This is a genomic window from Kitasatospora sp. NPDC088391 (assembly GCF_044753345.1).
Classification (GTDB): Bacteria; Actinomycetota; Actinomycetes; order Streptomycetales; family Streptomycetaceae; genus Kitasatospora.
On record NZ_JBIVNB010000001.1, the window covers coordinates 910,731 to 930,060 of the forward strand.

17 protein-coding genes are annotated in these 19,330 nt (G+C 75.0%); 4 read left to right on the top strand and 13 right to left on the bottom strand.

Annotated elements, in window-relative coordinates; translation table 11 throughout:
* Positions 1–107 precede the first annotated feature (107 nt).
* Positions 108–533 carry a bleomycin resistance protein gene (locus tag ACIQBJ_RS03890; RefSeq protein WP_400702935.1) on the top strand — a complete coding sequence of 142 codons (426 nt, stop codon included), beginning with the start codon at positions 108–110 and terminating at the stop codon, positions 531–533.
* Positions 534–554: 21 nt separating this feature from the next.
* Here the strand turns inward: ACIQBJ_RS03890 and ACIQBJ_RS03895 are convergent, their stop codons facing one another.
* Together ACIQBJ_RS03895 and ACIQBJ_RS03900 are read right to left on the bottom strand one after the other, a co-directional pair.
* Positions 555–1,043 (bottom strand): nuclear transport factor 2 family protein, encoded by a 489-nt coding sequence (locus ACIQBJ_RS03895; RefSeq protein WP_400702938.1) that lies wholly within the window; start codon positions 1,041–1,043, stop codon positions 555–557.
* A 76-nt stretch (positions 1,044–1,119) separates the two neighbouring features.
* Entirely contained in the window at positions 1,120–2,175 is a 1,056-nt protein-coding gene (locus tag ACIQBJ_RS03900) for an LLM class flavin-dependent oxidoreductase (RefSeq protein ID WP_400702941.1), read from the bottom strand.
* 217 nt (positions 2,176–2,392) lie between these two features.
* Here ACIQBJ_RS03900 and ACIQBJ_RS03905 point away from each other — a divergent pair, with 217 nt between their 5' ends.
* Positions 2,393–3,013, top strand: a complete 621-nt coding sequence (locus tag ACIQBJ_RS03905) for a hypothetical protein (RefSeq protein ID WP_400702944.1) — start codon at positions 2,393–2,395, stop codon at positions 3,011–3,013.
* Between the two features lie 66 nt (positions 3,014–3,079).
* On the opposite strand, the gene ACIQBJ_RS03910 is transcribed toward ACIQBJ_RS03905, so the two are convergent.
* From ACIQBJ_RS03910 to ACIQBJ_RS03920, 3 genes are all read right to left on the bottom strand, one after another.
* Positions 3,080–4,510: a dihydrolipoyl dehydrogenase family protein gene (locus ACIQBJ_RS03910; RefSeq protein WP_400702947.1), complete on the bottom strand. Its 1,431-nt coding sequence runs from the start codon at positions 4,508–4,510 to the stop codon at positions 3,080–3,082.
* Between the two features lie 111 nt (positions 4,511–4,621).
* Positions 4,622–5,056: a response regulator gene (locus tag ACIQBJ_RS03915; protein ID WP_400702950.1), complete on the bottom strand. Its 435-nt coding sequence runs from the start codon at positions 5,054–5,056 to the stop codon at positions 4,622–4,624.
* Positions 5,056–5,433, bottom strand: a complete 378-nt coding sequence (locus ACIQBJ_RS03920) for a hypothetical protein (RefSeq protein WP_400702953.1) — start codon at positions 5,431–5,433, stop codon at positions 5,056–5,058. The genes ACIQBJ_RS03915 and ACIQBJ_RS03920 overlap by 1 nt, the downstream gene beginning before the upstream one ends.
* A 124-nt stretch (positions 5,434–5,557) precedes the next feature.
* On the opposite strand from ACIQBJ_RS03920, the gene ACIQBJ_RS03925 reads away from it, so the two are divergent.
* A complete protein-coding gene (locus tag ACIQBJ_RS03925) occupies positions 5,558–7,210 on the top strand; it encodes an ATP-binding protein (RefSeq protein WP_400702956.1) in 1,653 nt (550 codons plus the stop codon).
* A complete protein-coding gene (locus ACIQBJ_RS03930) occupies positions 7,207–8,460 on the top strand; it encodes a PP2C family protein-serine/threonine phosphatase (protein WP_400702959.1) in 1,254 nt (417 codons plus the stop codon). Before ACIQBJ_RS03925 ends, ACIQBJ_RS03930 begins: the two co-directional genes overlap by 4 nt.
* 60 nt (positions 8,461–8,520) lie before the next feature.
* On the opposite strand, the gene ACIQBJ_RS03935 is transcribed toward ACIQBJ_RS03930, so the two are convergent.
* The 8 genes from ACIQBJ_RS03935 to ACIQBJ_RS03970 all read right to left on the bottom strand — a co-directional run bounded on the left by ACIQBJ_RS03935 (position 8,521) and on the right by ACIQBJ_RS03970 (position 19,132).
* Positions 8,521–9,417 (bottom strand): phosphate ABC transporter ATP-binding protein, encoded by an 897-nt coding sequence (locus tag ACIQBJ_RS03935; protein ID WP_400702962.1) that lies wholly within the window; start codon positions 9,415–9,417, stop codon positions 8,521–8,523.
* Positions 9,418–9,495: 78 nt separating this feature from the next.
* Positions 9,496–10,413 carry a sortase domain-bontaining protein gene (locus ACIQBJ_RS03940; protein WP_400702965.1) on the bottom strand — a complete coding sequence of 306 codons (918 nt, stop codon included), beginning with the start codon at positions 10,411–10,413 and terminating at the stop codon, positions 9,496–9,498.
* Positions 10,410–12,122 carry a substrate-binding domain-containing protein gene (locus tag ACIQBJ_RS03945; RefSeq protein WP_400702968.1) on the bottom strand — a complete coding sequence of 571 codons (1,713 nt, stop codon included), beginning with the start codon at positions 12,120–12,122 and terminating at the stop codon, positions 10,410–10,412. Before ACIQBJ_RS03945 ends, ACIQBJ_RS03940 begins: the two co-directional genes overlap by 4 nt.
* A 38-nt stretch (positions 12,123–12,160) precedes the next feature.
* Entirely contained in the window at positions 12,161–13,450 is a 1,290-nt protein-coding gene (pstA, locus tag ACIQBJ_RS03950; protein WP_400702971.1) for a phosphate ABC transporter permease PstA, read from the bottom strand.
* Between the two features lie 13 nt (positions 13,451–13,463).
* Positions 13,464–14,480, bottom strand: a complete 1,017-nt coding sequence (pstC, locus tag ACIQBJ_RS03955) for a phosphate ABC transporter permease subunit PstC (protein WP_400702974.1) — start codon at positions 14,478–14,480, stop codon at positions 13,464–13,466.
* A gap of 86 nt (positions 14,481–14,566) precedes the next feature.
* Positions 14,567–17,065 (bottom strand): hypothetical protein, encoded by a 2,499-nt coding sequence (locus ACIQBJ_RS03960; RefSeq protein WP_400702977.1) that lies wholly within the window; start codon positions 17,063–17,065, stop codon positions 14,567–14,569.
* Between the two features lie 307 nt (positions 17,066–17,372).
* Positions 17,373–18,416, bottom strand: coding sequence for a substrate-binding domain-containing protein (locus ACIQBJ_RS03965; protein WP_400702980.1), 1,044 nt, complete (start codon positions 18,414–18,416; stop codon positions 17,373–17,375).
* A 113-nt stretch (positions 18,417–18,529) separates the two neighbouring features.
* Positions 18,530–19,132, bottom strand: coding sequence for a hypothetical protein (locus tag ACIQBJ_RS03970; RefSeq protein WP_400702983.1), 603 nt, complete (start codon positions 19,130–19,132; stop codon positions 18,530–18,532).
* Positions 19,133–19,330: the final 198 nt, after the last annotated feature.

A 19,330-nucleotide genomic window follows, 5' to 3' on the forward strand; every position in this document is an offset into this window, starting at 1 on the left:
ACGTGCGCGGCACGGCGTCCCGCCGGTGTCCCCGCGGCCGGCGGTAGCCTCGGCGGGGCACTTCGCCCGCACGCCCGTCAGGGCCCGCGCGCCGTCCGGGAGGACCGATGACCGACCCCGCCGCCCGCACCGCCGCCGTCTCCTTCGACCGGGTCGCGCCCGTCGTCCCGGTGCGCGACCTGGCCGCCGCGTTGGCCCGCTACCGGCTGCTCGGCTTCACCGCGGAGCCCTACGAGGGGGACGGGGGCGAAGGGGACGGGGGCGGGGACGACGGTGACCGGTACGGCTTCGTCGGCCGGGGCGCGGTGGAGCTGCACCTGACCGAGTGGGCGGAGCACGACCCGGCCCGGACGGGCGCGGTGGTGTACCTGTACGTGTCGGACGCGGACGCGCTGCACGCCGAGTGGGCGGCGGCCGGGGCGCCGGGGCGGCTCACCGCCCCGGCCGACACCCCGTACGGGCTGCGGGAGTTCGGCTACGTCGACCCGGAGGGGACGCTGCACCGGGTCGGCTCGCCGCTCCCCCGCACCTGACGACCGGTCCACTCCGGCCGGTCAGCTCCGGCCGCTCTCCGCCCGGTCGGCGGCGGGCAGCCGCTCGGTGTCGGCGCCGAACGGGAGGAAGACGGTGCGGCCGTGCAGCAGCCAACTGCCGTCGACCTTGCGGAAGGTGTCCTCGTAGTGGCCGATGCCGACCGGGAGCCGGGGCTCGGTCATGCCGCCCGCGTAGCCGTCGACCCGGTACGTCGTCAGGTACGAGACGGACCGGGCCGTCGTCGCGGACTCCACCGTGACCAGGATGTTCGTCATCAGGCGGCGCGACAGCCGGTCCGCCGGGCGGGACGCGAAGTACCGGCCCAGGGCCTCGCGGCCCTCGATTCGCCGGTCGCCGTACGGCCAGTGCCAGTAGCCGTCCGGGGTGAACAGCTCGGCGACCGAGCCCGGTTCGCCGAGGTCCAGGCGGTGGATGAAGTCCACCAGGAGGCGCTCGCAGGCGCGTTCCGCGAGCATCCGCTCCAGCGGGGTCGTGATCGTCTCGTCCATGCCCCTATTCCAGCAGCGCCGCCGCACCCCCGGACAACCGTTTTCCGGCGCCCCCGACAACGGGCCCGCCAGGGGCTCAGGCGGCGGGCTTCCAGCCCAGCAGCGGGCCGAGGCGGGTGGCGAGGTCGGTGAGGATCTGGGTGTAGTCCTCGGGGGCGAAGGTGAACGGGAGGGCGAAGGCGACCTCGTCGGTCTCGCGGAACGCGGCGTGCGCGTACAGCCGTTCGGCGAGCTGTTCGCTGGTGCCGACCAGGTCCGGGGCGAACAGCAGCCGGGCCGGGCCCTGCGGGGTGCGGGTGCGGGCGAGCCGGGACTCGGCGTAGGCGTGGTACTTGGCGCGCTGCTCGGGGGTGGCGCTGTCGGTGGGGACCACCACGAGGCCGTGCGAGACCCGGGCCCGCTCCCCGGCCGGGTGGGCGGCCCGGAACGCCCGGATCAGGCCGAGTTGGACGGTCTCGAAGTCCGCGGTCCCGTCCTGTCCGCCCCCGGTCCCGGTCTCGGTCTCGGTCTCGGCCTTGACGACGCTGCTGGTGAGCAGGTTGAGGCCCTGCTGCCCGGCCCAGGTGACGGAGCGCAGGCTGCCGCCGCCGTACCAGAGCCGGTCGGCCAGGCCGGGGGCGTGCGGCTGGACGCGGTCGGAGTAGGACTCGATGCCCTCGGTGCCGCGGAAAGCGCTTGCCGGTTCGCCGCGCAGCAGGCCGAGCAGCCGCTCGACCCGGCGGTAGGAGAAGTCCTCGCGGTCGGCGGTGTCGGGGTACAGCGCGTCCTTGACGTCCTCGAAGTGCAGTGGCGGGCCGACGCTGACGCCAGGGTTGAGCCGTCCGCCGGAGAGCACGTCGACGGTGGCCAGGTCCTCGGCGTACCGCAGCGGGTTCTCCCAGCCGAGCGGGGTGACGGCGGTGCCGAGGGCGATCCGGCGGGTGCGCTGGGTGGCGGCGGCGAGCACCGTCAGCGGGGAGGAGATGCCGTACTGGAGGTGGCGGTGGCGCAGCCAGGCGCTGTCGAAGCCGAGCTGCTCGCCGAGTTCGATCATCCGCAGGGTGGTCTCGTGGCCTTCGGCGGGCCGGTGCTCGTCGAACAGGCCGATGGTCAGGAAGCCCAGCGATCGCAGGGGACGGTCGGGGGTGGGCACCGGGTTCCTCCTCGTACTGTGCGCGTTCTCCGCCGCCACGCTCACACACGGGGGCCGGACGATCAACCGCGCGGCCGGATTGTGACGTGGCGTCATGCCGCCGCAACAACGGGAAAACGGTTTCCGGCCCGGTCGTCGGGCCGGGTGGGTAGCGTGAGGTGGTCCGGCAGTGCGGAACGGCTCGGGAGGGGCGACGGTGTTCTTCGATGCTCGGCGGGTGGGTACGGCGACGGCGGGTCTGGCGGCGGTCGCGCTGCTGGTGACGGGGTGCGGGTCGGGAGGTTCCGGCGGATCGGGCGGGTCGGGCGGGGGCGGTGCGGACGCGGCCGCCTCGGGAACCCCGTCCGCGCCCGCCGGAACCGCCGCCCCGGCCACCGCCTCCACCGCGGGCGCCGCGTCCACTGCGGTCGGCGCGGGCGTGGCGGGCCGTCCGGCGGACCCGTGCTCGGTGCTGACGAACGCTCAGGTGAGCGCGGCGCTGGGCGGCGCGTCCCAGTTGCTGGCGGAGGGGCCGTCGACGGAGCGGCCGTGGTCCTGCACCTGGGGGTCGCGCCGGGCGTACGTCTCGCTGCGCTCGGTGGACGACGCCTCGTTCGCGCAGCTGACGGCGAATCCGGCCTTCCGGGCGGAGCCGGTGACGGGGATCGGCGGCGGCGCGGTGCAGTTGACCCGGGCGAGCGACGGGAGCCAGCCGGAGCTGCTGTTCACCGTCGGCGCCGGCCACTACGCGATCGAGGCGGTGGCCGACCGGGGCGCGACGGACTCCTCCAACACCCCGGCGGAGACCTCGGCCGAACAGGCCCTGGCCCGCCTGGCCGTGGCGAAACTGGGCGGCTGACCGACGCCTGTTCCGGCCCCGCCCCACCCGGAGCACCGGGGCCGGGGCGGGGCCGGGCGCCCGGGTTCAGCCCCGGTAGGTCTCCAGCAGGCGCAGCCAGATCTCGCTGACGGTGGGGTAGGCGGGGACGGCGTGCCAGAGCCGGTCGAGCGGCACCTCGCCGACGACGGCGATCGTCGCGGCGTGCAGGAGTTCGGCGACGCCGGGGCCGGCGAAGGTGACGCCGACCAGGACCTCGCGGTCGAGGTCGACGACGGCGCGGGCCCGGCCCCGGTAGCCGTCGGCGTGCAGGGCGGCGCCGGAGACGTTGCCGAGGTCGTAGTCGACGGCGCGGACCCGCAGTCCGGCGTCCTCGGCCTGGCGGAGCGTCAGTCCGACGGCGGCGACCTCGGGGTCGGTGAAGACGACCTGCGGGACGGCGGCGTGGTCGGCGGTGGCGGCGGAGCGGCCCCAGCGGGCGGTGTCGAGCGGGCGGCCGGCGGCGCGGTCGGCGATGGCGGCGCCGAAGATCCGGCCCTGGTACTTGCCCTGGTGGGTGAGCAGGGCGCGGTGGTTGACGTCCCCGGCGGCGTACAGCCACTGGCCGGGGACGCCGGTGGCGAGGCCGGTGTCGTCGGTGGCGATCCACCCGCCGGGGGTGAGGCCGACGGTGTCGAGGCCGAGGTCGGCGGTGTTGGGGGTGCGGCCGGTGGCGAACAGCACCTCGTCGGCGGGCAGCCGGGTGCCGTCGGACAGGTCGAGGGTGAGTTCGCCGCCGGGGGCGCGGTGCAGGGCGGTGACGGAGACGCCGAGGCGGACGTCGGTGCCGGCGGCGCGCAGGCCGTCGGCGACCAGTTGCCCGGCGAAGTCCTCGGTGCGGTCGAGCAGGCGGTCGCCGCGCACCAGCAGGGTGACTTCGCTGCCCAGCGCCCGCCAGGCGGTGGCCATTTCGACGGCGACGACGCCGCCGCCGACCACCGCGAGCCGGCCGGGGGCGGCCTTGGCGGAGGTCGCTTCCCGGCTGGTCCAGACCCCGGCGTCGGCCAGGCCGGGGAGGTCGGGCAGGGCGGCCCGGGTGCCGGTGCAGACGGCGACGGCGTGCCGGGCGTGCAGGACCCGCCGCCCGCCGTCGGGGGTGTCGACCAGGACGCGGCGCTCGCCGTCCAGCCGGCCGTGGCCGCGGACCAGGTCGATGCCGACCGACTCCAGCCAGGACACCTGGCCGTCGTCGTGCCAGTGCGAGGCGAAGGCGTCCCGGCGGGCCAGCACGGCGGCGGCGTCCAGCGGACCGGTGACGGCCTCCCGGGTGCCGGGCAGGCGGCGGGCGTCGGCGAGCGCCGCGGCGGGGCGCAGCAGGGCCTTGCTGGGCATGCACGCCCAGTAGGAGCATTCGCCGCCGACGAGTTCGCTCTCCACGACCACCGCGCTCAGGCCGCCGGCCCGGGCCCGGTCGGCGAGGTTCTCGCCGGTCGGCCCGCCGCCGAGCACCACCACGTCCCAGGTCTGCCCGCTGTCCATCCGCCGCCTCCGCCCGTCCGTCCGTGCGCCGGGCCCGACGGCCCGTCAGGTCCCATCCTGCCGCACCGGCCGGGGCGACCGGGGCGAGCGGGGCTGCCGGTGCGGCGGCCGTCAGCGGGCCGGGGGCGTCGCGGTGTCGAGGAAGAAGGTGTCGATCTGCCGGACGGCGCGGACGAAGTCGTCCAGGTTGACCGGCTTGGTGATGTACGCGTTGCTGTGGTTGCGGTAGGCCGAGGAGATGTCGTCGGGCGCGCCGGAGGTGGTGAGCACGACGGTGGGGATGATCTTCAGCTCCTCGTCGCCCTTGAGCACGCCGAGCAGTTCGCGGCCGTTCATCCGGGGCATGTTGAGGTCGAGCACGATCAGGTCGGGGCGGGTCAGTGCCGGGTCGCGCAGGCGTTCCAGCGCGGCGAGGCCGTCGGAGACCTGGGTGATGGTGCGGGTGTCGCTGCGGTCGAGCAGGGCCTCCTCGATCAGCAGGGCGTCGGCGGGGTCGTCCTCGACCAGCAGGATGTCGAAGGGGCGGGTGCTGAGGGGGGTCGCCATTACCGGCTCCGGTCCGTAGAAGAGGAAGGTCGTACCGCTGGTGGGGCCTGGTCGGTCCGTGCCGGGGTCTGGTCGGTCCGTACCGGCACCAGGCCGGGCCAGCGGCGCCGGGCGCCCTGCCGGGTGATTCCGGCGGCTTGGCCGAGTTGAGGGTAGCCCGCGCCGGCGCGGGCGGCGTGCAGCGCCGTCTGCTCGCACTGCTGGGCGAGTGCCCGCTGCAGGTGGACGAGGACCCGCAGCCGGGCCAGGTGGTCCGTTTCCGGGTCGGTGCCGAAGAAGCGCTCGGTCAACCGCACACCCAGATCGGTGAGCGCCGTCGCACAGAGCATGGCCAGCTCGTCTTCGGGTATCCGCTGTCGCGTCGGGTTGGCCGGCATGGAGGCATCCTAGGCCAGCGGTTGACGCCTCGACAACATTCGTTGTCGATCCCGGTGTACAGTACGGCTGCTCGACCGGCTCCGGGCCCCGGAACGCCGGACGGACGGTGACGGAAGGTGCACGGTGCCTGGCACGACGACTCGACCCGCCCGAACCGGGACGGCCCGGAGCAGGACGGCTTGGACCACCCGGCGGTGGCTGGGCACCGGCGTCGTCGTCTCGCTGTCCGTGCTGCTGGTGCTCGGAGCGCTCGGCGGCTGGGCGCTCGCCCGCGCCAACGACGCCACCGAGCGCCTCACCGGTCGGACCTCGCCCGCGCTGATAAGCGCCGTCCGGCTGGACGCCGCCCTGGTCGGCCAGGAGACCGGCATCCGCGGCTACGGCCTCTCCGGCAGCCCCGACTTCCTCGACCCCTACACCCAGGGGCGCACCGACGAGGACGCCGCCGTCCGGCGCCTGCGCAGCCTGCTCGCCGGGGACGGCCCGGCACTCGCCGACCTGGACACGGTGCTGGACCGGGCCGCGGTCTGGCGGCGGGACGTCGCCGAACCGGTGGCCGCCGCCCCGTCCGGCGCGCCGGTGTCGCTGGCCGCCGTCAACGCCGAGGCCGGCAAGCGGGACTTCGACGCGGTCCGGGCCGCGAGCGACACGCTGCGCGTCCGACTGGAGGGCTCCCGGGCCCGCTCGGCCGCCGAACTCGCCGACGCCGAGAACTTCAGCCACTGGGTCTTCGCGACCATCGGCGCCATCGTGCTGCTGCTGGCCGGGGCCGCCTTCCTCGGCCTGCGCGGCATCACCCTCCCGCTGGACGCCCTCTCCCGGGACGTCCGCCGGGTCGCCGGCGGCGAGTTCGACCACCCCGTCGACCTCCCCGGCGGGCCCGCCGACCTGGCCCAGCTCGGCACCGACGTCGAGCAGATGCGCCGCCGCCTGGTCGAGCAACTGGCCCTCGCGGACCGGATCCGCGACCGGCTCGACGAGCAGGCCGCCGACCTGCGCCGCTCCAACACCGAGCTGGAGCAGTTCGCCTACGTCGCCTCGCACGACCTCCAGGAGCCGCTGCGCAAGGTGGCCAGCTTCTGCCAGTTGCTGCAGCGCCGCTACGCCGGGCAGCTCGACCAGCGGGCCGACCAGTACATCGGCTTCGCGGTGGACGGCGCCAACCGGATGCAGACGCTGATCAACGACCTGCTGGCGTTCTCCCGGGTCGGCCGGCTGCACCGCCAGTACGTGCCCGTCGACCTGGACCGGGTGTTCGCCGACACCCGGGACGCGCTGGCCGTCGCGATCGAGGAGACCGGCGCGGAGGTCACCGCCGACCCGCTGCCGACGCTGCCCGGCGACACCACCCAGCTCGGCATGCTGCTGCAGAACCTGCTCAGCAACGCGGTCAAGTTCCGCTCCCCCGAGCGGCCGCCGCGGATCGCGGTCACCGCCCGCCGCACCGGGGAGCACTGGGAGCTGGCCGTCACCGACAACGGCATCGGCATCGACCCGGAGTTCGCCGAGCGGATCTTCGTCATCTTCCAGCGGCTGCACACCCGCGAGGAGTACCCGGGCAACGGCATCGGACTCGCCATGTGCCAGAAGATCGTCGAGTTCCACGGCGGCACGATCGCCGTCGACACGGCGCACACCGGCGGCGCCCGGATCGTCCTCACGCTCGCCGCCGAGGCCCCGGCCCCGGTGGAGCCGGAGCAGGACGCGCCGGAGGGCGAGGTCGGCGCGGCCGCCGGGGGGCACCCGGCCGGGGCCCTCGCCGGGAGCGCCCGGTGAACCTCGCCCCCACCACCGGTCCCGTCCCCGGCCTCGCCACCGGCCTCGCCGCCCCCGGCCCGGCCGCCGCGATCGAGCCGCAGCGGTCCGCGCCGCCGGAGCCCGCCTACCGGATGCTGCTGGTCGAGGACGACCCCGGTGACGCCCTGCTGGTCGAGGAGCTGCTGCTCGACACCGGCCTGGAGCACTCGCTGGCCTGGCAGCAGAGCCTGGCCGGCGCGGTGGCCGCGCTGGCCGCGCACGGCGCCGACTGCGTGCTGCTCGACCTCCACCTGCCCGACTCCACCGGGATCGGGGCGCTGCGCACCCTGCAGTCGGTCCGCCCGGAGACCGCGATCATCGTGCTGACCGGGCTGGACGAGTCCCGCACCGGTGAGCTGGCCGTGGCCGGCGGCGCCCAGGACTACCTGGTCAAGGGCCAGGTCAGCCCGGACCTGCTGACCCGGGTGATCCGCTACGCCGTGCACCGCAAGCAGGCCGAGCGGGCGGCCGCCGAGCTGCGCGAGAACCGGCTGCGCGCCCACGAGAACACCCGGCTGGAGCGCGGCCTGCTGCCCACCCCGCTGCTCCAGGGCTCCCCCGTCACCGCCGCCACCCGCTACCTGCCCGGGCGCGAACGGGCCCTGCTCGGCGGGGACTTCCTCGACGTGGTGCACACCTCCGACGGCACCGTGCACGCCGTGATGGGCGACGTCAGCGGCCACGGCCCGGACGAGGCGGCGCTCGGCGTCTGCCTGCGGATCACCTGGCGGGCGCTGACCCTGGGCGGGCACCGCGGCGCGGACCTGCTGCGGCTGCTGGAGGAGATGCTGGTCGCCGAACGGGTGCCCGCCGACAACTTCGCCACCTGCACGATCCTCGAACTGCGGCCCGAAAGCCGGGAACTGACGGTCCATCTGGCCGGTCACCACCCGCCGCTGGTGATCTCCGGCGGCACCGCCCGGGAGCTGCCGGTCGAGTACGGCCTGGCCCTGGGCATCGCGCCCGGCCTCGGCAGCTGGCGGCCCACCCGGCACACCCTGCCGGCCGGCGCCGACCTGCTGCTCTACACCGACGGCCTCAGCGAGGGCCGGACCGGCACCGCGCCGGACGCGGGCCGGCTCGGCACCGCGGGCGTGATCCGGCTGATCGAGGACGCGGGCGGCGCGGGCGGCGACCTGCTGCTGACCCGCCTGGTCGAGCGGGCCCGCGCGCTCAACGCGGGCCGGCACTCCGACGACATGGCGCTGCTGCACCTGCGCTGCCCCTGACCCCGGCACCCTGACCCCGGGCCCCGGCCCCCGAGGGGCCGGGGTCAGGGGTCGGCCGGGTCAGCCGAAGCGGCCGTTGACGTAGTCGGCGGTGCGCGGGTCGGCGGGGTCGGTGAACAGCTGCTCGGTGGGCCCGGCCTCGACGATCCGGCCGGGCGTGTCGTGGGCGGCCAGGAAGAACGCGCAGGACTGCGAGACGCGTTGGGCCTGCTGCATGTTGTGGGTGACGATGACGATGGTGACCCGGTGCCGGAGTTCGGCGATGGTCTCCTCGATCCGGCGGGTGGAGGTCGGGTCGAGGGCCGAGCAGGGCTCGTCCATCAGCAGGATCTCCGGGGAGACGGCGAGCGAGCGGGCGATGCACAGGCGCTGCTGCTGGCCGCCGGAGAGCGCGCCGCCCGCGGTGCCGAGCCGGTTGCCGACCTCGTCCCACAGGCCGGCCTGCCGGAGGCTGGACTCGACCAGGTGGTCGCGTTCCTCGCGGGTGGCCTTGATGCCGGCCAGTTTGAGGCCGGAGACCACGTTGTCGTACAGCGACATGGCGGGGAACGGGTTGGGGCGCTGGAAGACCATGCCGATCCGGCGGCGGACCTCGGCGGGGCGGCGGCCGGGCGCGTACACGTCCTCGCCGTCGAGCAGCACCTCGCCGGCCAGGGCGGCGCCGCGCACCATCTCGTGCATCCGGTTGAGGATCCGCAGGTAGGTGGACTTGCCGCAGCCGGACGGGCCGATCAGCGCGGTGATCTCGCCGGCCCGCATGCCCAGCGAGACGCGTTCCAGCACCTTGCGCGGGCCGAACCAGGCGGTGAGGTCGCGGGTCTCCAGGCCGGACAGCCGTCCGGCGGGCGGCGGGTCGAGCCGGACGGGCGGCAGCGGCACGGTCGGCGGGTCGGCCGGACCGGCCGGGGCGGAGTCGAACTTCGGCACGGGGAGGGCGGGTTGGGCGGTCTCGGTCATCGGTCGGGCGGTCCTTTCCGGCGGGGCTGGCGGCCCGGGGCCCGGCGGCGCGACGGCGGCGCGGCCGGGCCCGGCGGGTCAGTAGACGTTGGGGAGCAGGGCGGCGGCGTTCTCGTACACCGACCAGAGCAGGGCGGCGACCACCGGCGCGAAGCACAGGTAGGCGGCCGAGCGGCGCCAGCGGCGGGCGGTGACGACGGCGCCGACGACGGCGGCCAGCAGGGCCAGCGACCAGAGTTGGAGCGCCGGCAGGGCGCCCTTGTCGGCGGCCAGGATCTTGTCGGTGGGGGTGGCGGCGGGCCGCCGCGCGCCGGTCGGTTCGGGGTCGCCGTCGAGCCGGGCGCCGACCAGCACGGTGCCGGTCGGCATCCAGTCGGAGTCCCCGGTGGCCAGCACCAGCCGGTTCGGGGCGGTGTCCCGGATCGGGTGCTCGCCGTCCCCGTACGCGTTGACGGTGTAGTGGAAGCTGCCCTGGCCGGTGGTGACGTCGATCCCGTCGCCGGGCTTGAGGCCGGTCAGGCCGGCGAACGGCGCGCCGAAGGTGGTGGAGCGGCCGAACAGCACCGCGACGCCGGGCTGTCCGGGCAGGACGGTGTCGCGGCGGTGGCCGGGGCCGCGCATCAGGTCACGGCCGTCGGTGCCCTCGACCACGACGGCGCGGTGCAGGCCGAGCGCGGGGATGTCGAGGACGGCGAGCGGCGCGCCGTCGGCGGTCGGGCCGGTCGGGGCGGTGGCCCTGCCGAGCCGGTCGCGCAGGGTGGCGTAGGCGGTGGACTGGTGGTGGGCCTGCTGGAGGCCGGAGAACGCCAGCAGGTAGCCGGCGAAGCCGAGCAGCAGGACGGCGGTGAGCGTCACCGCCCGGGCAACGGTCAGCACCACGCGGCGGCCGGCCGCGCCGGGGAGTTCGGGGCCGGGGCCGGGGCCTCCGGCGGGGCGGGCCGGGGCGGGCGTGCTGTCCGGCACGGGCACGGGCGCGGGCGCGACGACGTGGCTCACCGGCTGCCCCCGGTGGTGGTGTCGCGGCGGCGCCAGCGGGCGACCAGCAGCGGCGGGACGGCGACCACGCCGAGCAGTTCGAGCGCGGTCAGGGTGGAGAGCAGCCAGTCCTGCGGGCGGCCGTCGAGTGCGACCACGGTGCCGGGGGCGTTCTGCGCGCCGCCCGAACCGCCGCCGCCGGAGCCGGATTCGACGCTCTCGCCGGTCAGCGGGTCGATCGCCGCGCCGCCGCTCCCGTCGCCGCCCGCCGCGCCGCCGGTCGTCGCGCCGTTGCCGCCGGAGGCGCCGCCCGTCCCGCCCGCGCCGCCGGCCGCGCCGCTGCCGCCGGTCCCGTTGCCGCCCGAAGTGCCGTTTCCGGTACCGGACTTGACGGCCTGTCCGTTCTGCACGGTGCAGGCCAGGGGGGCGCCCTTCTTGTCGCAGGGGCCGGGCTGCGGGGCGTTCTTCAGCACGGTCAGCTCGCCGGCCGAATTGAACGTCGGGTTGGCGCAGTTGTTCAGCGAGTCGGGGTCGACGGGGCTGGCGTTGCCGGGGATGTGCCGGGTCTGCAGCAGCCCGCCGCGGACCAGGTTGCGCGGGATCGGCGAGTAGCCGAGCTCGTCGGCCTCGCCCTGCCCGGCGCACAGCACGTAGGCGAGGTAGCGGCTGAGCGCGTTGCCCTTGGCGTCGTTGAAACGCGGCGGCACCGGCAGCGCGGCGGCGGCCCGCGGCACGATCAGGTAGCTGTAGGAGGAGATCGGGTAGGAGCGCGGGTCGTTGTTGGTGTAGACGCCGTCGAGGTTCTGCTGCAGGTAGTTCGGGTCGTCGGCGGAGGTGTTGTCGTCGACGCCGCGGATCCGGGCGGCGGTCAGTGCGACGGCCACGTTGGAGGCGGTCGGCAGGCTGTAGTACCCGGCCGGGTTGAGCACCTTGACGACGGGCCAGTTGGCGCGCTTGGCGAAGGCGTACTCGTCGTAGCCGATCGCGCCGACGCCGGTCGGCGACTGGATGTAGCCCGCCACCACGTCGGAGCCGTTCTGCGAGGTCATCCGGCCCGCGGCGGGGAAGAACTCGGTGTAGTCGCCGCAGGTGACGCCGTTGACCTGCTTGCAGTAGCCCTCCCACTGGTCCTTGTGGGTGTGCTGCATCCAGCGGGTGAACTGGGCGGTGGCGCCGGAGCCGTCGGAGCGGACCACCGGGGTGATCGGGATCTTCGGCAGCGCCCGCCCGTAGTCGGCGGTGATCTTCGGGTCGTCCCAGGAGGTGATCCGGTTGGTGAAGATGTCCACGATGGTGTCGGTGGACAGCCGCAGGTCGGTGACCTTCTTGCCGCCGAGTTCCAGGTGGTACATCAGGGCGGTGCCGCCGGCCGTGATCGGCACGTACGAGTAGCCGTACCGCGGGTTCTCCGACTGGCCCTGGCCGGCCTGCCCGCGGGTGGGGTCGATGCCGGTGTCGGCGCCGGAGCGGAACGGCACGTCGGAGGCGGTGAAGTCGTCCTGGCCGTTGGCCCACTGGACCCGGCCCGCGGCCGAGCCGACCGGGTTGAAGTCGATCTCGATGCCCATCGGGCCGACGTCGCGCCGCCACTGGTCGATGGCCGGGCCGGCCCAGCTGGAGCCGTCCGCGTTCAGCGAGGTCGCGGCGTGCGCGGGCGCGGCGGTGAGCAGCGCGGTGGGCAGGGCCAGGGCGGCGGCGAGCAGCGCCGACGCCAGGTGACGGAGTCGCACGGGACGGGTCTTCCTTCGCTGACTGGTCTTCTGACGGTTCATCGGTTCTCCACCGCCGGGGCGGGGTGCGGGGCCGCGGCGGTCGCCGTGCGGGCGAGGGCCGGGCGGGAGGTCGCGGAGCGCCGGGCGGGGCGGTCGGCGGGGGTGGTGCGGGCGGGGCGCAGCGGGCGCCGGGTGGGGCGGTCGGCGGCGGTCCGGGGCCGGCCCAGGACGCGGGCGGTGACGAACAGCACCAGCACCACGAGCATCAGGGTGAGGCCGCCGGCGAAGGCCCGGGCGACCATCTCGGGGTAGGGCTGCTTGACGTAGTTCCAGATGAACAGCGGCAGGCTGGCCTGGTTGCCGTGCAGCGGGTCGAGGTTGAGGCGGGTGGTGAAGCCGGCGGTGAGCAGCACCGGGGAGGTCTCGCCGACGCCGCGGGCCATGCCGAGCACGACGGCGGTGGTCAGGCCGGGGCGGGCGGTGGGCAGCACCACGTGCCAGACGGTGCGCCACTGGCTGGCGCCGAGCGCGTAGGACGCCTCCTTGAGGGTGCCGGGGACGATCCGGACCACCACCTCGGCGGCGCGGGTGACGATCGGCGTCATCATCACGGTGAGCGCGAGCGAGGCGGCGAAGCCGCTCTTCTCGGCGCCGAGGGTGAGGATGACGACGCCGAGGACGAACAGTCCGGCGACGATGGACGGCAGCGCGGTCATCGCCTCGACCAGCACCCGGACGGGTTTGACCAGGCGGGCGCCGCGGCGGGTGGCGCCGGCCTCGACCAGGAAGACGGCGGTCAGGATGCCGAGCGGCACCGAGAACAGGGTGGCCAGGCCGAGCTGTTCGAGCGAGCCGACGACGGCGTGCAGGCAGCCGCCGGAGGTGATCGGCGAGAGCGGGGCGGTGGTCCGCATCGTCTCGGTGAAGAAGTTCGCGTGCCGGGCGGCGGCCAGGCCGTGCAGGGCGACGAAGCCGATCTGTTCGAGGATGACCGCGAACAGCAGCAGGCCGGAGCTCCAGGCGACGGCGGTGGCGAGGCGTTCGCGGACGGTCAGGGCGTCCCACTGGAGGCGGCCGGCCAGGGTGTAGAGCCCGAGGAACAGCGCGTACCAGCAGAGCAGGAAGCCGAGGGCGCCGCTGAACGGCAGGACGCGCTCGTACAGCAGCCAGTCCAGGGCGAGCGAGCCGACTCCCGCGCCGAGCATGGTGAGCACCTCCTCGCGGGTGGTGCCGCCGAGCTTGATCCGCCGCTGCTCGGGGAGTGCGGGGACGACGGGGAGCGCGGGAAGGGTGGGAAGGGCCGGGACGCCGGAGGGTGCGGGGGCGTCGAGGGGCTGGGTGGACATCGGTGGCCTCCGGTCAGTCCGAGGTCGAGGCGCCGGACCGGGACCGGCTGATGACGAACCCGGCGGCCACGTTGACCAGCAGGGTGAGGGCGAACAGCACCAGTCCGGCGGCCATCAGCGCGGACAGCGAGAGGCTGTCGGACTCGCTGAAGCGCAGCGCGATCAGGGCGGAGATCGAGCCGCCGCCGTTCTCCAGGACGTGCCAGGCGACCCGGAAGACCGGGGAGATGATCAGCGCGACGGCGATGGTCTCGCCCATCGCCCGGCCGAAGCCGAGCATCACGGCGCCGATCATGCCGCCGCGGCCGAACGGCAGGACGACGGTGCGGACCATGCCCCAGCGGGTGGAGCCGAGCGCGTAGGCGCCCTCCCGTTCGCCGACCGGGGCCTGCGAGAACACCTCGCGGCTGAGCGAGGTGATGATCGGAATGATCATCAGGGAGACCACGACGCCCGCGATGAAGGTCGAGGAGGTGTAGGAGGTCGGGGTGTCGCCGATCCGCACCCGGAGGAACGGGAGCGGGCCGCCGAGGTGGTTGGCCAGCCAGCGGCAGGTGCCGACGATCCGGGGCTGCAGGAAGAACAGGCCCCACAGGCCGTAGACGATGCTCGGGACGGCGGCCATCAGGTCGACCATCGAGATCAGCGCGGGCCGCAGCCGCACCGGCGCGTACTCGGAGATGAACAGGGCGGCGGTGAGCGCCACCGGGACCGCGAGGACCAGCGCGATGACGGCGATCATGATGCCGTTGGGGAGGACCGCGGCGATGCCGAAGGAGTGCGCGGCGGTGCGCCAGTTGACCTCGGTGAGGAAGGACAGGCCGACGGCGCGCAGTGCCTCGGCGCCGCGCAGCAGCAGGAAGAAGGCGATCAGGCCCATCATCACGAAGACCGACAGCCCGGCGGCGCGCAGGAGGCCGCGGAAGGCCCGGTCGGCGGGCGGGGCGGGGGCGTCGATCGGGCGGGGCCGGTCGTGCTCGGGCGTCGGCGGGGGGACGCGGGTGTCCGTCGGCTGGACGGCGGCTGTCATGGTGTCAACTCTCCGCGCGGTGAGGGTTCCTGGGGTGGGCGGATGGCCGCCGGACGGGCGCGCGGGGCGCCCGTCCGGCGGGAGGGTCAGCGGAGCAGCCGCGACCGGAGCCGCCCGGCGGCGCCGCGGAGGCCGCCCCCGGCGGAGGCGGTGCCGAGGAGCAGGACGGCGGGCCCGCCGACCAGCAGGACGGCGCCGGTGATCAGGACCACGGGCAGCAGCAGCGGGGAGAGGCCGGCCCGGTCGGCCGAGGCCCGGCCGACGGCGGCCGCGCCGAGGGTCGGCGCGGTGCTGGGCCGGGGCCCGGCGGTGCCGCCCTGGGCGGCGGCCGCGCCGCCGGTGCCGCCCGCGGCGGCGTCGCCGAGGGTGCCGCCGGTGTCGCCGAGGCCGCCTCCGGCGCTCCCGCCACCCGTGCCGCCGGTGCCGCTCGCGCCGCCGCTGCCGGTGTCGCCACCGGTGGTGCCGGTGCCGCCGCTGTCACCGCCGGTGCCGGTGGACTTGCCCGGCTTGGCCCCGTCCTGGGCGGCGACGTGGTCGGCGGCAGCCCTGGCCTGGGTGATCTGACCGGCCGTCAGTCCGGCGTACCCGAGGGCGAGTTGGCCGGGGTCGCGGCCGTAGACCTGGCCCTTGGCGGGGTCGGTGACGGTGCGGACGAAGCGGCTGATCGCGGCGGCCTTGGCGGCGGGCTGGCCGCCGGTGGGCAGCATGGCGTACTGCACCATGGTCAGCGGGTAGGCCCTGGTGTCCTTGGCGTAGGCGGAGTTGCCGTCCCCGTACGGGAGTTGCTGGGTGCCGGTGTTCTCGTCGACCGGCATGTCGCGGACGGCGGCCTGCATGGACTCGATCGTCGGGGTGGTGAACCCGCCCGCCGGGTTCGGGAGTTCGGCCTCGGGCAGGCTCATCGCCTGCGCCTGGCCGGCGTCCAGGACGGCGAACAGCGAGCGCTTGCCGTCGAGTTGGGGGCGGCAGCGGGCGTGCTGGCCGTCGATGACGTCGGTGTTGAGGCAGGACAGCCGGCCCTCCATGGTCATCCGCAGGACCTGGCCGAGGCCGCCGAGCACCGGGTTCCACTCGTACTGCTTCAGGTTGTTGAAGCCGGAGAAGTCCTGGGCCTGGAAAGCGTCCAGCGGGTAGCCGGGGAAGGCCGAGGGCAGGTAGTGGGTGTTCAGGCGGGTGCCCCACGGGTCGGTGGCGCCCTGCAGGAAGGCGGCGGCGTCGCCGTCCGCGGCGATCCACTGGGTGAGCCGGCGGACCAGGTCGGTGGTGCCGCCGACCACGATCGGCACCGAGCTGGCGAAGCCCGCGACGTTGCAGGGCAGCCAGGTGGTGTTCGGCGAGACGTCGGCGTTGAGCCGGCGGAACTCGGGGTCCTCGAAGAGGCAGTTCGGGTTGCCCTTGACCGAGTCGGTGGTGTCGGTGGCGTCCGAGCGGTAGGTCTGGGTCAGCATCTTCGCCAGCAGCCGCTGGTTGAGCCGCAGTCGGCGGACCTGCTGGTGGGTGCTGCCGTCGTCGACGATGTACACGATCGAGACCGCGCCGGCGGCGAGCGGCGCGTACACGTACGGGCGGGCCGGGGGTCCGGTGTCGGGCAGCGAGGTGAGCGCAACGTCCGCGCCGGAGCCGCGCAGGAAGCCGGCGCGGGCCTGGGGCTCGCCGGAGCCGACGTTGTACTGCACGTTCAGCGGGTCGGCGGCCAGGCACAGGCCGGTGCGCCACTGCTGGACGGCGCGGTCGGCCATCTCCAGGCCGATCGCGGAGAACGCGGCGCCGCCGTCGGCGCAGGCGGCCGGGGTGGGGGCGAACTCCAGCGGGACGGTGACGTGCCGGGACCAGGCGCAGGCCTCGCCGCTCCAGTACTGCTTGTCGTCGGTCCGGTACATGTTGGTGTACAGGGTGGCGTCGGTGGCGGTGTTGAAGAAGAAGTCGGCGTCGCCGGAGTGCTCGGCGCAGTTGATCTGCGAGTCCGGGTAGGAGTAGGCGCCGATCGGGTCGCCGCCGTAGTTGGGCTCCACCACGATCGAGCACTTGTGGGTGGGGTCGCAGCCCAGGGACTGGCTCTGCTGGGCGGTCCACACCTCGATGTCGGCGTCGCCGGTGCCGTCGGGGCGGGTCGCGGCGATGGCCATGTTCGACGGGAACTCGGGCGTGGTGAGGCCGCCGGCCGGGGAGGGCTGCAGGAAGCCCTTGGCCGGGTCGGCGTTGTACAGGCTGGAGCCGTAGCAGTCGGTGATCTCCGGGTGCTCGCCCCGGCACTGGTAGATCCGCACCGGGTAGAGCGCGTCCTTGTCGATGTAGCCCGTCCGCGGGCTGAGCACCGAGCTGACCGGCTGGCCCTGGAGGTCCACGGTCGGGGTGAACCCGGTCCAGCTGACGTGCACCACCTGGTTGCCGAGGCCGGTGGACCGGGACAGCGTGACGGTGCCCTTCGGGCCCTCCGTCCAGTCGGCGGGGTTCCAGCGCGCCGGACCCTCCACGGTCGTCCCGGCGGCGGCCCGCGCGGGCTGCGCGCCGGGCCCGCCGAGCGGCAGGAACACCACGGCGGCGGCCACCGTCCAGGCCAGCACCGCGGCCAGGTAGGCCCTCAACGGACGCGATCCGACTCTCGGCCCCGACGGGCGGGTTCTCATCGGCGCAGCACCTCCGGCGACGGCGCGCCGACTCGGGGCACGCACGGGAACAGGGAGCGGAACCGACCGTTCGGCGGCTCCGACGATATTCGGCCAGTCGCGTCTGGCCGGTCGCTGTCCGTCAGGTGTACGAGACCCCAATTGGTGCTCGAATCAAAAGGACTGACGGCCCGTCAGACGCGCGAACCGCCCGTCCGGGGTCCGGCGGGCGGTTCGGCTGGTTCAGGTGGTTCGGCTGGTTCGGATGGGGCGGAGGGGGTTCCCGTCACACCGTTTCGGAGCTGACGGTCGATCCGCAGGCCGCGGACGGCAGGCTCAGGTAGCCGTAGTCGACGACGGTCACCCGGGCCCGGACGGAGCAGAGGTACCCCGTGGAGCCGAACACCGCCCGCAGCGCGGTGGTCTGCGGGCCGCTGCCGCGCCACTCGGCCTCGCGGACCACGTTGTACAGCACCCGGCCGTAGGAGCTCGCCGCGAAGGAGGCGTTGACGGCGCCGATGCCGTTCAGCGGGGCCAGGCCGTTGATGTTCCGCAGCGTCAGGGCGCCCGGCGCGTCGGCCGCGCTGCCGTGGCCCCGGGACTGGCCCACCCAGTGGCCCGCCGAGTACGGGACGATCGCGTCCGGGTCGTCGAGCACCGGGTCGGTGCCCTCGTTCTCGACCGGCCCGTAGCGCACGCAGCCACCCGGCGCGGACAGGCCGATCGCCTTCAGGAAGAACGCCCCCGTGCCGGAGGACGGCGACGGCAGCCAGGGCCTGATCGGGCCGGCCGCGCCGCCGTAGGCCGACCAGTCGACGGCCCACGGTTGGCACGAGTAGATGTCCCGCAGCGCCTGGGTGGTGAGGTTGGCGGGGGCGTGGCCGCCGGACTTCGCCGCCCAGGTCACCGCGTCCTTGGCGAACGCCACGAACAGCTCGGAGGGCGGGTCCTGGAGGTACCGGGGCGGCCGGGAGGACGGCGCGAAGTCCACCGTGGCCCGGGTGTTGAGGTTCAGCGCGAGGATGCCGTCCGAACTCCCGCGCGGCCGGGCGATGGTGGCCGCCCCGGTCTTCGGGGTGATGGTCGCGGAGCCGGTGAAGTCCCAGCTGTACAGCCGGGGCGAGGTGGTGTCGCCGGCCGCCGCCAGCGCGGCGTTGTAGTCCGTCGAGATCCGGTTCATCAGCGCGTTGGCGGTGTCCGCCCCGACGCCGACGAGGTCCTGCGCGGCCGGGGCCGGCGGGTCGGCGAGAGCCGGGGCGGCGGCGCCGGCGGCGAGCAGGGCGGCGGTCGTCGTGGCGACCGTGAGCACCTCGGCAGCGGTGCGGTGCACGGTGGTCTCCCCTCGGTGGGCCGCACCCCGTACCGCCCGGGCGGCGGAACGGGGTGCGGGCGCTCGTACGGATGTGCCGAACTGCCGTGCTGTGGTGGTGTGCCGGCGGAGCGTCAGGAGGCGGGGGTGAAGGTCACCGCGAAGGAGCCGACGCTCTGGCCCGCCGTGAAGAAGGTGGTGCGCAGCTTGCCGTCCAGGTACTGCGCGCCCGCGGCGTCCAGGACCAGCGAGTCCGCGGTCAGGTTCTGGGTGGTGCCGCTGTTGGTGACGCTGTTGTTGCCCGCCGGGTCGAACAGCGTGACGGTGGTGCCGGTGCCGTCGGCGACGCCGGTGACCGCCCAGTTGTCGATGGAGAAGGACAGCTGGTGGAAGGAGGCCGCGCTGCCGGTCCTGACGTCGACGAACAGCAGGCCGCCGCCGAGCTTGATGTTCCCGTAGAAGTCGCGCAGGCTGCCGGAGCCGTCGGTGACCGGGAAGCTCGCCGACAGGCCGGTGGCGGCGTCGTAGCCCGCGGTCGCGGTGGGCAGCGGCACCGCCACGATGCCGGCCTGGGCGGCCTGCTGGAAGAAGGCGTTGCTCTCGTGGATCACGGCGCTGCCGGACGCCGGGGTGGCGGCGGAGGCGGCGGTCGCGGAGGCGGCGGTCGCGGAGGCGGCGGTGGCGACGAGGGCGAGACCGGCGGCCGCGGCGGCGATCCGGACGGGAAGACGGGACATCGTGGCTCCTTCGGAGGGGTGCCTGGCACCCGGTGCTGTTCTGCTCTGCGGGTGGTGCTGGGTGGAGCGCGGTGGTGCCGGGTGGAACGGGTCGTACGCGGTGCGCGGTGGTGCCACGGGCCGCCGCCCGTCCCGGCGGGTGCGCGGGACGGGCGGCGGTCGGTGCGGTGCGGTGCGCTGTGGTGCGCCTCGGGGCGG

Bases quoted from the DNA above. Each gene is read 5' to 3' on its own strand.
- ACIQBJ_RS03970 (WP_400702983.1), bottom strand. From the start codon at position 19,132: ATGTCCCGTCTTCCCGTCCGGATCGCCGCCGCGGCCGCCGGTCTCGCC.
- ACIQBJ_RS03920 (WP_400702953.1), bottom strand. From the start codon at position 5,433: ATGCCGGCCAACCCGACGCGACAGCGGATACCCGAAGACGAGCTGGCC.
- pstC (WP_400702974.1), bottom strand. From the start codon at position 14,480: ATGACAGCCGCCGTCCAGCCGACGGACACCCGCGTCCCCCCGCCGACG.
- ACIQBJ_RS03890 (WP_400702935.1), top strand. From the start codon at position 108: ATGACCGACCCCGCCGCCCGCACCGCCGCCGTCTCCTTCGACCGGGTC.
- pstA (WP_400702971.1), bottom strand. From the start codon at position 13,450: ATGTCCACCCAGCCCCTCGACGCCCCCGCACCCTCCGGCGTCCCGGCC.
- ACIQBJ_RS03895 (WP_400702938.1), bottom strand. From the start codon at position 1,043: ATGGACGAGACGATCACGACCCCGCTGGAGCGGATGCTCGCGGAACGC.
- ACIQBJ_RS03935 (WP_400702962.1), bottom strand. From the start codon at position 9,417: ATGACCGAGACCGCCCAACCCGCCCTCCCCGTGCCGAAGTTCGACTCC.
- ACIQBJ_RS03910 (WP_400702947.1), bottom strand. From the start codon at position 4,510: ATGGACAGCGGGCAGACCTGGGACGTGGTGGTGCTCGGCGGCGGGCCG.
- ACIQBJ_RS03915 (WP_400702950.1), bottom strand. From the start codon at position 5,056: ATGGCGACCCCCCTCAGCACCCGCCCCTTCGACATCCTGCTGGTCGAG.